The sequence below is a fragment of the Uliginosibacterium sp. H1 genome (genome assembly GCF_036017065.1).
Taxonomy (GTDB): domain Bacteria; phylum Pseudomonadota; class Gammaproteobacteria; order Burkholderiales; family Rhodocyclaceae; genus Uliginosibacterium.
This window is the reverse complement of record NZ_JAYXHR010000001.1, coordinates 388,490-400,736: the sequence shown is the minus strand read 5'-3', so window position 1 is coordinate 400,736 and position 12,247 is coordinate 388,490. Positions and strand designations below refer to the sequence as shown.

The following is a 12,247-nucleotide window of genomic DNA, read 5'->3' as shown; positions in this document are numbered from 1 at the left end:
GTGTCGCCCTCAGGATCCGGGCGGACCTGCGAACAACTGGTAGAACCAGACCAGAAAACCGTAACCAGCAACCGTAATGACGGCCAAAGCTGGCGCCATCACGGCAGTGAGGAAAAGAAAGCTGCGCAGTTCCTGCGCTTTCGTGAATGTTGCAGGCTCGTCGTTCACGAGACGTCTCCACGAACAGCCCGGCGAAGGCTTGATGTTTATAAGAGTAATTTCGCAGCAACGCCTTTGTTACCACGCATGCATATTTCTAGGCCCAAAAGCATTCACCGTCAATGGTGCTCTCCCCCAAGCTTGCGCAAAAACAACAAAGCCGCTCCTTCCTCGACAGGAAGAAACGGCTTTCAGGTAAACGCCGCGAGGCAACGCGAGGCCGGGGATTGCGCGGCATCGACAGACTGGCAATCAGCGCCGTCGGACCGCAGACGCCACGGCCGCGGGCCGTGGCGTCGTGAGGTAACGACAGTGATCCTGATCGGTCAGCGGAATGCCGCCAGGCGCTGCATGACCTGCGACTGGCCCATCACTTCGAGCACGGCATCGATGGAGGGCGTCTGCGGCACACCCAGCAAGGCGACGCGCAAGGGGATCGCCACCTGCGGCATCTTCACGCCTAGCTCGGTGCACGTGTCCTTGATGGCCTGGCTCAACGCGGCCTTGTCCCAGGCACTGGCCCCGAGACGGCCGGCCAGCTTGCCCAGGGCGTCGCGTGCAGCCGGCGTGAGGTGCTGGGTGGCAAGCTCGTCGGAGATCGTTGGCGCCACGTAGAACGGCGCCAGTGCGTCCGCCAGTTCGACCAGCGTCGACACGCGCTCGCGGTACAAGGCGATGACGGCCGCCAGGTCCGGTCCCTCGGCAACCGGGATGCCGCGCGCACTCAACCGGCGCGTCACATCGGCGACGAGCGCCTCGATCGGGCTCTGCTTGATGTAGTGCGCGTTCAGCCACTTCAGCTTGTCGGTATTGAACTGCGCGGCCGACGGCGTGATGTGATCCAGGTCGAACCACTGCACGAACTGCTCGCGCGAGAACACTTCATCGTCGCCGTGGCTCCAGCCCAGCCGGGCCAGGTAGTTGATGACCGCTTCCGGCAGGTAGCCGTCGTCGTCGTACTGCATCACGCTCACGGCGCCGTGGCGCTTGGACAGCTTGGTGCCATCGTCGCCAAGGATCATCGACAGGTGCGCGTACTTCGGCACCTCGGCGCCCAGCGTCTGCAGGATGTTGATCTGGCGCGGGGTGTTGTTCACGTGGTCGTCGCCGCGGATCACCTGGGTGATGCCCATGTCCCAGTCGTCGACCACCACGCAGAAGTTGTAGGTCGGCGTACCGTCGCCGCGCGCGATGACCAGATCGTCCAGCTCGGCGTTCGCGAACTCGATGCGTCCCTTGACCAGGTCATCCCAGGCGACGACACCTTCCAGCGGGTTCCTGAAGCGCACCACCGGCGTCACCCCCTCCGGCACGGCGGGCAACATCTTGCCCGGCTCGGGGCGCCAGCGGCCGTCGTAGCGCGGCTTGTCGCCGCGTGCGCGCTGCGCTTCCCGCAGGGCGTCCAGTTCTGCCGGCGTGGTGTAGCAGTAGTAGGCCGAGCCAGCTTCCAGCATCTGCGCGATGACCTGCTTGTAACGGTCCATGCGCTGCATCTGGTAGAACGGGCCTTCGTCCCAGCCGAGGTCGAGCCAGCGCATGCCGTCGAGGATGGCCTGCACGGCCTCGGGCGTGGAGCGTGCCACGTCGGTGTCCTCGATGCGCAGGATGAACTGGCCGCCATGACGGCGGGCATAGGCCCAGGAGAACAGCGCGGTGCGCGCGCCACCGATGTGGAGAAAGCCGGTGGGGCTGGGGGCGAAGCGGGTACGTACGGAAGTCATGAGGCAGGAGGGCCGCAAGGGCCTGGAAAGGCCGGATGTTGTCCGGAATTTTCGGAAATGGGTGGCGTATTTTAAGACCGTACTGCGGGCTGCACTCGCGCTGCACAGCGTTGATGCCGCATGGCGCTATCGCCTGGCTTGTTCGTACAACCCCTGGACCCGCTGCGAATAGACAGTCAGATCCTTCTGTCGATCGGCATTGGCCGGGTGGGTGGACAGGAACTGTGGCGGCTCTCCGCCGCTGCTCTGCTTGCCCATCTTCTGCCACAACGTGACGGCGGCGGCCGGGTTGTAGCCGGCGCGCGCGGCCAGTTCGACTCCGATGCGGTCGGCCTCGGTTTCATGCTCGCGCGAGTTCGGCAGCTCGAACATCACCTGGTAGGCCATGCTGGCCATGTCCATCTGGTAACCCTGTGCGCCGAGCAGGATGCCGGCCACGGTCATGCCCAGCCCGGCGTTGGCAGCCTGCGAGGCGCGCTCCCAGGCATGCTCGCGCAGTGCGTGGGCGATCTCGTGACCCATGATCGCCGCAATCTCGTCGTCGTTCAGCTGCAGGGTCTCGATGAGGCCGGAGTAGAAGGCGATCTTTCCGCCGGGCATGCACCAGGCATTGAGCTCCTTCGAGCTCAGCACGTTGACCTCCCACTGCCACTTGGCCGCTTCCGGGCGGAACACCGACACCTGGGGAATGATCCGGTCGGCGATGCGGCGGACGCGCGCGGTCAGGGCTGCATCCACGTTCAGGGCGTTCTTCTTCTGCGCCTGCTGCAGCACCTGCTTGTACTGGGTGTTGGCCTGCTGCGTCAGCTGGCCGCGATTGACCAGCGGCGACACGCTCTGCTGGCGCGTCACCCCCACCTCGCCGGGGTTCGTCGTCTGTACCGACTGGCAGGCCGCCACGCCCAGCAGCACGCTTCCCAGGGCCACGATGTATTTCATGCGATGTCTCATGTCATTCCTTGTTGCCGGCTTCCGGCACCGCAAGCCTGGCAGGCCAGCCTTGCCACACGGCAATCAGACCTGCCAGCGCAAAAAACGATCCGAGCGAGAACGTCATGCCCGCTCCCCAGGACTCCCACGCCGCCCCGCTGGCTACCGCTCCCAGGATGCCGCCGCCCCCGAAGGACAGGCTGCCGTAGAGCGCCTGCCCCTGCGCCTGGTTGCGTTCGCCGAACCAGCGATGCACCGTGCTGACCGCGGCCGCATGATAAGCGCCAAAGGTTGCGGCGTGCATGAGTTGCGCCAGCACCATCAACAGCACCGACTCCACCCACCAGCCCATCAGCAGGAAGCGGACGATCCCGATGGCGAAGCAGGCCAGCAGGATGCCGCGTGACGACCAGCGCCGCAGCAGCGGCGCCGCGAAGGTGAACACCACGATCTCCGCCAGCACGCCCAGCGTCCACAGCAGCCCCACGCTGGTCTTGCTGTAGCCGGCCTCGACGAGATGGATGGAGAAGAACACGTAGAAGGCGCCGTGTGCCGCCGACATGAAGAAGGCCGCCAGCAGGAAAGCCTTCACCTCGCGCTGGCGCAACACGGCCCACAGCGAACGCTCGGCGTGCGCACGCGGGCAGACCGGTGCCTCGGGCACCCACAGGGCGGCGATCACGATGGCGGCCAGCAGGCCGATGCCGCACCAGGCCACCCAGTCCATGCCGGCACGCTCCAGCCACCAGCCCAGTCCGGCGCTGGCGGCGATGAAGCCCCAGGAACCCCAGGCGCGGATCGGCCCGTAGCGCTCCGGCTGGCCGCGCAGGTGAGCGAAGGTCAGCGCTTCGGTGAGCGGATGCTGGGCCGTCCAGAAGAAACCCATCACGGCCAGTGCCAGCGCGACCGGCCAGAAGCCGTCGACGAATGGCACCGCGGTGAAGCCGAGCAATGACAGCACGGCGGCGATGCGGATGACCGGCGTACGCCGCCCAAGCCGGTCCGCCAGCCAGCCCCACAGGTTGGGCGCCAGCAGCCGCATGAGCTGCAGGACGGACATCAGCAGGCCGATTTCGGCGGCCGGGAACCCGCGCTGCTGCAGGTACAGCGCGAAATACGGCATGAAGACGCCGATGAAGGCGAAATAGCAGAAGTAATAGCCCGACAGGCGGACCGCCGGCACGCCGGCGGTAGCGGGTGCCACCACCGCGCTCAGGCTTCGGGAGACGGAATGTCCTGCACGCCCTCGGGTGCCAGCCCGGCGATACGCGGCACGGCCGGGCGCACGTCACCGTTCTGCGCACGCTGGCGCAAGGCGTGGTCGACCAGCACCAGGGCCAGCATCGCCTCGGCAATCGGCGTCGCACGGATACCGACACAGGGGTCGTGGCGACCGGTGGTCATCATCGCCACCGGGTTGCCGTCGCGGTCGATGGAGCGGCGGTCCTGCGGAATCGAGGAGGTGGGCTTGATGGCGATCGACACGCGCAGGTCCTGCCCGGTCGAGATGCCCCCCAGCACGCCGCCGGCGTGGTTGCTGAGGAAACCGGCCGGGGTCAGTTCGTCGCCATGCACGCTGCCACGCTGGGCGACCGTGGCGAAACCGTCGCCGATCTCCACGCCCTTCACGGCGTTGATGCTCATCATCGCGTAGGCGATGTCGGCATCCAGGCGGTCATACACCGGCTCGCCCCAGCCCGGTGGCACGTTGGTGGCGACGACATCGATCTTCGCGCCGATGGAGTCGCGTTCCGAGCGGATGCGATCCATGTAGGCCTCCAGCTCCGGCACGATCTCGGCGTTCGGCGAGAAGAAGGCGTTCTCGCCGACGTGCTGCCAGCCCTTGAAGGGAATCGGCAACTCGCCCAGCTGGCTCATGAAGCCGCGGATCACCACGCCGTGACGCTCGCGCAGCCACTTCTTCGCGATGGCGCCTGCGGCGACGCGCACTGCCGTCTCGCGTGCGGAAGAACGCCCACCGCCACGGTAGTCGCGCACACCGTACTTGTGCTCGTAGGCGTAGTCCGCGTGGCCGGGGCGGTAGGTGTTCATGATCTTGGAGTAGTCGCCGCTACGCTGGTCCTGGTTGCGGATCAGCAGCGCGATCGGCGTGCCGGTGGTCTTGCCCTCGAAGACGCCGGAGAGGATCTCCACCGTGTCCGGCTCCTTGCGCTGGGTCACGTGGCGCGAGGTGCCCGGTTTGCGCTTGTCCAGTTCGGCCTGGATGTCAGCCTCGGTCAGCGCCAGTCCCGGCGGGCATCCGTCCACCACGCAGCCGATGGCGGCGCCATGGGATTCACCGAAGGACGTAACCGTGAAGAGCGTGCCGAGAGTACTGCCGGACATGGGTGCGAAGGCGCGATTGCGCGGGCTGGAAAGCCGCGGATTTTAGCACGCAGGTTTCGGCGTCCCGCGACCGAACCCAGGGCTCGGCGAGGTGGTCCGACGTGTTCACAGGCGTGACGAAGTTCCTTCGCATAAATGCTTGTCCAAGCATTTTTGAAAGTAATGGTGTTTTTGTTGAACTATGTCACAAGTAATAGACAGCGAAGTTCTTAAGATCTCCGGAAAGGCGCATAAACAAAGGCGTGGCGCCTACAGCGACCACACCATACCCCCCGGAAGAAGACAATGCATTCCATGCAATCCGCATCGAACGATGCGCGCCATGGCTTGGCCCTGGCAATCAATGACGTTTCAGACCTGATCGTCCATTACCTGGCCCAGCTCGGCATCGAATACGTGTTCGGCGTACCGGGTGGCGCAATCGAACCGATCTACAACGCGCTGGCCCGCAGCGAACGCGCCGGTGGACCCCGCGCCGTCGTGGCGCGCCATGAATCCGGCGCCGCCTTCATGGCCGACGGCTATGCCCGCGAGACCGGCAAGCCCGGCGTGTGCATCGCCACCTCCGGCCCCGGCGCCACCAACATGATCACCGGCGTGGCCACCGCGCTGGACAACAACGTGCCGCTGATCGCCATCACCGGCCAGCCGCCCCTGCCGTCCTTCGGCCGTCGCGCCCTGCAGGACTCCGCCTGCACCGGCATCAACGTGCCGGGCATGTTCGCCCACTGTGCCCGCTACAACACACTGATCTCCCATCCCGGACAGGCCGACGCCAAGATCGTGTCGGCGCTGCTCAACGCCTGCCACAGCCGCCAGCCCAGCCATATCTCGATCCCGGTCGACATCCAGCGCAGCGCCGTCCAGGTGACGCCGCTGCACACACTGGCACAGCAGGCCCGCCGCCCCGCCCTGCTCGACCTGGGGGCAGCCGACACCCTCGTCACCCGACTGCGCCGCGCGCAACGCAAGGTGTTCTTCATCGGCGCCGGCTGCAGCGACATCATCGGCCCGTTGATCGAACTGGCTCATCGCGTATCCGCCGACCTCATCAGCACGCCGGACGCCAAGGGCCTGATCAACCCGATGCACCCGCGCTACCACGGCGTGTTCGGATTCGCCGGCCATGAGAGCGCGGTCAACCTGCTGGCGTCCGAGCCGGACCTCGTCGTCGCCTTTGGCGTCGGTATCAGCGAATGGACCAGCGCCGGCTGGAGCGAGCGCCTGCTCAACACGCGCCTGATCCACGTCGACGACCAGAGCGAGCACCTGCTCGGCTCGCCGATGGCCGGCCATCATGTGTTTTCCCACCTTCCGAGCCTGATGCAGCACCTGCTCGGGCAGTTCGACATCGAGCCCGCGTCCTCGGCGCCGACGCTTGCCCGCATCGGCGGCAACCTGGCCCGCCCGGCCGATCCGCCCGCATCGCCGGTTGCCCCGGTGCCGCCCTCGGCGCTCATGCGCTTCCTGTCGCGCCAGTGTCCGCCACAGGCGCGCGTGGTGGCGGATGCCGGCAACAGCACGGCCTGGGCGGTAAACCGCCTGGAGATCGCCGACCGGCGTGGCCTGCGCCGCAGTCAGCCACAGGGCGGCGGACAGAACGTGCGCCAGGGCAACCGCAACTGGCTGCAGGTCCTGATGAATTTCGCCCCGATGGGCTGGGCCATCGGGGCTGCCGTCGGCCTCGCCATGGCAGACCGTCGTCGCCCGGTGATCTGCCTCACCGGTGACGGCAGCTATCTCATGAACGGCCAGGAGATCGGTGTCGCCCTTGCCGAAGAGCTCAGCGTCGCCTACGTGATCCTCAACGATTCCTCGCTCGGCATGGTGCGCCACGGCCAGCGCCTGGCACAGGCGGAATCCATCGGCCACAAGCTGCCCTCGACCAACTTCGCGGCGATGGCGCGAGCCATGGGCGTGCGGGCCTACAACATCGACACCTACGCCGAGCTGCTGGAGTTCAACCTCGCCGACGCGCTGGCGAAGCCCGGCCCCTGCCTCATCGACGTGCGCATCGATCCGGAGGAAGTCCCTCCCATCACCATGCGTCTGGCGGCGCTGGGCACCGCCAAATGAGTGCGCAACTCAGCACGCGCATCTGGCAGGAGACGGCCAGCGCCGACAGCGCCTACCAGGCCGAAGTCGCCCGTTGTCATGGCTACGACGTCTACGGTGAGTTGCTCGGTCGCATCACCTGGCCGCAGATGCTGTTGCTGATGCTCACCGGCGAGCTGCCGACAGCCACGCAGGCAGCACTGGCAAGCGACCTGATGGTCGCGCTGGCCAACCCCGGCCCGCGTCATCCCGCAGTGCACGCCGCCATGGCCGGCGCCGTCGGCGGCTCACCCGCGGCAGCCTGCCTGCAGGCCGCATTGGCAGTGGGCGCAGGACGTGCCGGTGGCGCGCGTGAAGTATTCGAGGCCGTGACCGCCTGGCGAGCCTGCAAGGGTGATTTCACCGCCCTGCCGACGATGCTGGAGACCACGCAGAACGAGGCGCTGGACATCTGGCCCCGACACGCCTCCTGGCCCGGCTTCGGTCCGTACGACGCAACGACACCGCTGCCGGTACGCCAGGCTATCGCGCAACTCGCCCGCCATGTGCCGGACGGCGCCCTGAGCTACCTGGACCGGCACGAGACCGCGCTGCGCAGCCTGGCGGGTGAAGGGCTGAACTTCTGCGGCGTGTCCGCCGCGGCCAGCTTCGACCTTGGCCTGGATGCCGCGCAGGCCGAAATGCTCCACCTGTTGCTGACCCTGCCGGGGGCCGCCGCGCATGCGCTGGAGCAGCGCACGACACACTACAAGGCATTTCCGTACGGCGGCGTCGAACTCGGTGACGACCCCGATGCCGTCGTGCCGTCGCGGGAGGCCGCATGAGCCGGCAGGCGGCCCATCCGCTGGACGCGCATCGCGGCCCGCTTCGCACCCGCGTCGGCGCTGCTTTTCCCGGCACCCGCGCGGTGTTCCGCGGCCACGACCTGCACCGCGACCTCGCCGATGCGAGCTGGCTCGATCTCTACGTCTTCGGCCTGCTGGGCCGCCGCCTGGAACGACCTCAGCTGGAACTGCTGAGCAGCATGTGGGCGACGACCAGCTATCCGGACACACGTCTCTGGAACAACCGGGTTGCCGCCCTGGCTGCCAGTACGCGCAGCAGCGGAACGCTGGGCCTGTCCGCCGCGCTGGCCGTGTCGGAAGCGTCCATCTATGGCCGCCAGATCGATCTGCGTGCGATGGATTTCCTGCAGCGCGCATTGCGTGCGAGCAGCCAGGCGGACAGCGATCAGGCGCGCGACGAGAAGCTGCTCGAATGCATCCGCAGCGAGCTTGCGCAGCGACGCAAGATTGCCGGGTTCGGCCGCCCGATCAACGGCCACGATGAACGCATTGCGCCGCTGCGTGCGCGTGCCCAGGCACTCGGCCTGCACGACGGCCCTTTCTGCCGCCTGGTGCAGCACATCGAGCGGCTGCTGCTCGCGCATCGCTACCGCCTGCGCATGAACTACGCCGCGCTGACCGCGTCACTGTGCGCCGACATGGGCCTGGACGTGCGCCAGTACTACCTGTGCAGCTTCCCGGCCTTCCTCGCCGGCATGCTGCCCTGCTACCTCGAAGCCCTCGAGAAGCCTGCCCACGCGGTCATGCCGCAGCGCGTGGAGGATGTGCAATACACCGGGGTGGCGCCCCGCTCCTGGCCTTCGGACTGAAGTCTCGGCTGCCACAGCAAGGCAGGACTCCCGCTCCAGATCCCGCTGTCTTGACCGCCTGACCGCTCCCCCGGTCAGCAGACAATCATCGCCCGCCGCGCACCGCGCGGCCCCAGTCGTGCTACCTTCACGCCGCACGCGAGTTCGCCGGACAGCCAATCCCGGCGCGGCTCTTCCCGATATTCAAGGGTGCCCCAGAAGAAAACGTGGAGGTGACATGCGCAAGCACTGGAAACGCTGGAGGCTGTCCTGGCTGATCCTCGTCGGCAGCGGTGCCCACGCTGCCGGTCTGGAAGAAGAAGACCTGTCCCAGATCTACGGTGACAAGACCACCGTCAGCGTTGCCACGGGCAGCGCCCAACCCGTGGCACGCGCGCCCTCCGTCGCCAGCGTGTTCACTGCGGCAGACATCGAAGCCATGGGCGCGCGCGATCTCGACGACGTCCTGACCCAGGTGCCCGGCCTGCAGATCGTGCACACCTTCGGCACCATCCCCGTGTATGCCTTCCGCGGCATCTACAGCCAGTACAACCAGCAGGTGCTGGTGCTCATCAACGGCGTGCCGATGACCAGCGCCGTGGTCGGCGACCGCGGCAACCTGTGGAGCAGCGTACCGGTCGACAACATCGCGCGCATCGAAGTCGTGCGTGGACCCGGTTCCGCGCTGTATGGTGCGGAGGCGATGGCGGGCGTCATCAGCATCTTCACGAAAGATCCGGACTTCCAGCCAGGCACCACCGTGCGCGCTGACGCCGGCAGTTTCGACACCTACAGCGGCAGCCTGCGCCAGACCGGCCGCATCGGCGGGCTCAGCGCGGCGGGTTTCCTGCGCATCGGCCGCTCAACCGGCAACGATGCCAGCATCGATGCCGACGCACAGACGAGCCTGGACGGTCTCTTCGGCACACGTGCCTCGCATGCTCCCGGCCCCATGACGAATACGCGGCGCGAACTGGACGCGGCGATCGACCTGAAGTACAGCCAGTTCCAGTTCCGCAGCGCCTACAAGAAGCGCGGCGACCTCGGTACCGGCTCGGGCGTGGCCGACGCGCTGGACCCGACCGGCCGCAACGAATCCGAGCAACTGACGGCAGACCTCACCTGGGCCGCGCCGAAACTCACCGAGACACTTGGCGCGACGGTCCAGCTCCAGTACGCGGATCGCCACGAGTATTCGGATCTGGTGCTGTTTCCGCCGGGTTCCTTCGGTGGCAGCTTTCCGCAAGGCATGATCGGCCGGCCCGAAAAATGGGAACGACGCAGCGCCGTGAACGGCTCGCTGCTCTACACCGGCCTCAAGGACCATCGCGCACGCGTCGGCGTCGGCTATGTCGACCAGGACATCTACCGCATCAAGGAACAGAAGAACTACACCTACGTGTATGTGCCGGGCAACGGCTACGTGCCGGTGCCGCTGGGCGGCATCCAGGACGTTTCGGACACGGCCCCTTTCCTGCGCCCGCATGCGCGGCAGATCCAGTACGCGTACCTGCAGGACGAGTGGCAGATGATCCGCGACCTCACGCTGACGGCCGGCATACGCCATGACGATTACTCGGACTTCGGCGGCACCACCAACCCGCGTCTCGCCCTGGTCTGGGACGCCGCCTACAACGTCACCACCAAGCTCTTGTACGGACGGGCGTTCCGCCCGCCATCGTTCGCGGAGCTGTACAACATCAACAACCCGGTGGCGGTGGGCAACCCCAACCTCAAGCCGGAGACCATCGAAACCGTGGAGGCCGCCATCTCCTGGCAGATCGACCCGCGCACCCAGGTCGGTTTCAACGTTTTCCAGTACGACATGGAAGACATCCTGCGCTTCGTTCCCAACGGCGACCCCAGCACCGGCAACACCGCGCAGAACGCCGGCCGCCTGCGTGGCAAGGGTTTCGAACTGGAAGGCAGCTGGGACCCGGTGCCGCGACTGCACCTGGCCGGCAACTATTCCTATCAGGACGCCGTGGACCCGGAAACCGATCGTCCGGCAGCGAACGTTCCGCAACACCGTTTCCATGCGCGTGCCGACTGGCAGTTCCTGCCCGGCTGGTGGCTGTCGCCGCAACTGACGCATATCACCGAACGCCCGCGTGACGCCGGCGACACGCGGGTACCGCTGGACGGCTACACCCTGGCCGATCTGGTCCTGCGCAACACCAGCCTGATCCCGAAGGGCGCCATCAACTTCGTGATCCGCAACCTCGGCGATGCCGACGCCCGCGACCCCAGCCCCTCACCCGGACGGATTCCGGGCGACATTCCCCTGCCTGGCCGCAGTTACTACGTATCCGTCACCTACGGTTTCTGAGTGCCCGCCCGTTGCCCGGCCCATTCCGCAACTTCCGCTCCGCTGCCCCATGCGCCACGCTGACCTGAGGCGTCGCTGGCGGGCCGGCCTGCGCTGGCTGCTGATGGTCGTGCTGTCGCAGCCCGCACTGGCGCTGGCGGCGCCCGCCGGCGGCCCGCTGCTCGCGCAGAACGACGACACGACACGACCGGCACGCCCGGCGAGCACCGAGTCCGGCACCACGGTGTTGTATCCGGACATCGGCGAGCCCTACCGCAGCATCTTTTCGCAGATCGTCGAAGGCATCCAGCAACGCAGCCGCGGCCGGGTGTTCTCGCAGAAGCTGGGCGCCGCCACGACCTCGCAGGAAGTGCTCGACGAACTCCGCCGCAACGACACCAAGGTGCTGATCGCACTCGGGCGCAATGGTCTGCGCATGGCCGATACCCTCAACAGCGGCCTGCCGGTGGTGGCAGGCGCCGTGCTGCACACCTCGGAAAACGACGCCGCCACGGTGCAACTGCACAGCCTCGCACCGTCGCCCGTGCTGCTGTTCACCCGCCTGAAGCAGATCGCACCCGCCACGCGCAGAGTGCTCACAGTCTTCAATGCGGCGCAGAATGGCTGGATGATGAAACTGGCCGTCGACGCCGCACGCCAGCAAGGGCTGGAACTCGTCCGCTACGAGGCCGCGGACGCCAAGGCCGCGGCACGCACCTTCCAGGAGATATTTGCCGAAGCCGAGCGCGGCCGCGACGCCGTATGGCTGGTGCAGGACAGCGTCGCCGTGGACGACACCGTCGTACTGCCCTACGTGCTGGAAGAAGGCTGGAACCGCTCCATCCCGGTGTTCTCCAGCTCGCTCGCGCATGTGCGCCGCGGCGCCTTGTTCGCCCTCTACCCGGACAACCTCGAACTCGGTCGCCGCCTTGGCAGTGCGGCGCAAGTCGCGGCTGGCAGCGGCACCGCACGCGGCCTTCTGCCCTTGCAGGACACCTTGCTGGCCGTCAACGTGCGCAGCGCCAACCACCTGGGCCTGCGCGTGAATACGACCGAACTCGGTGTCAGCCTGGTCTTCCCGACACCCTGACGCCT

Annotated in this window: 10 protein-coding genes; 5 read left to right on the top strand and 5 right to left on the bottom strand. The window is 67.0% G+C overall.

Annotated elements, in window-relative coordinates:
• Positions 1–9: 9 nt before the first annotated feature.
• From napE to aroC, 5 genes are all read right to left on the bottom strand, one after another.
• The gene (napE, locus tag VVD47_RS01820) at positions 10–168 is read right to left on the bottom strand and encodes a periplasmic nitrate reductase, NapE protein (protein ID WP_327601688.1); all 159 of its coding nucleotides are present in this window, start codon (positions 166–168) and stop codon (positions 10–12) included.
• A gap of 317 nt (positions 169–485) precedes the next feature.
• Positions 486–1,880: a glutamate--tRNA ligase gene (gene gltX / locus VVD47_RS01815; RefSeq protein WP_327601687.1), complete on the bottom strand. Its 1,395-nt coding sequence runs from the start codon at positions 1,878–1,880 to the stop codon at positions 486–488.
• A gap of 126 nt (positions 1,881–2,006) precedes the next feature.
• Positions 2,007–2,819, bottom strand: coding sequence for a M48 family metallopeptidase (locus tag VVD47_RS01810; RefSeq protein WP_327601686.1), 813 nt, complete (start codon positions 2,817–2,819; stop codon positions 2,007–2,009).
• Positions 2,820–2,832: 13 nt separating this feature from the next.
• Positions 2,833–4,014, bottom strand: coding sequence for an MFS transporter (locus VVD47_RS01805; protein ID WP_327601685.1), 1,182 nt, complete (start codon positions 4,012–4,014; stop codon positions 2,833–2,835).
• An 8-nt stretch (positions 4,015–4,022) separates the two neighbouring features.
• The gene (aroC, locus tag VVD47_RS01800; protein WP_327601684.1) at positions 4,023–5,156 is read right to left on the bottom strand and encodes a chorismate synthase; all 1,134 of its coding nucleotides are present in this window, start codon (positions 5,154–5,156) and stop codon (positions 4,023–4,025) included.
• A 294-nt stretch (positions 5,157–5,450) separates the two neighbouring features.
• On the opposite strand from aroC, the gene VVD47_RS01795 reads away from it, so the two are divergent.
• The 5 genes from VVD47_RS01795 (at position 5,451) to VVD47_RS01775 (ending at position 12,242) form a co-directional block, all read left to right on the top strand.
• Positions 5,451–7,232: a thiamine pyrophosphate-binding protein gene (locus VVD47_RS01795; protein ID WP_327601683.1), complete on the top strand. Its 1,782-nt coding sequence runs from the start codon at positions 5,451–5,453 to the stop codon at positions 7,230–7,232.
• Entirely contained in the window at positions 7,229–8,035 is an 807-nt protein-coding gene (locus VVD47_RS01790) for a hypothetical protein (protein ID WP_327601682.1), read from the top strand. The genes VVD47_RS01795 and VVD47_RS01790 overlap by 4 nt, the downstream gene beginning before the upstream one ends.
• Positions 8,032–8,865 (top strand): hypothetical protein, encoded by an 834-nt coding sequence (locus tag VVD47_RS01785; RefSeq protein WP_327601681.1) that lies wholly within the window; start codon positions 8,032–8,034, stop codon positions 8,863–8,865. The genes VVD47_RS01790 and VVD47_RS01785 overlap by 4 nt, the downstream gene beginning before the upstream one ends.
• 217 nt (positions 8,866–9,082) lie before the next feature.
• A complete protein-coding gene (locus VVD47_RS01780; protein ID WP_327601680.1) occupies positions 9,083–11,173 on the top strand; it encodes a TonB-dependent receptor plug domain-containing protein in 2,091 nt (696 codons plus the stop codon).
• Between the two features lie 49 nt (positions 11,174–11,222).
• Positions 11,223–12,242: an ABC transporter substrate binding protein gene (locus VVD47_RS01775; protein ID WP_327601679.1), complete on the top strand. Its 1,020-nt coding sequence runs from the start codon at positions 11,223–11,225 to the stop codon at positions 12,240–12,242.
• Positions 12,243–12,247: the final 5 nt, after the last annotated feature.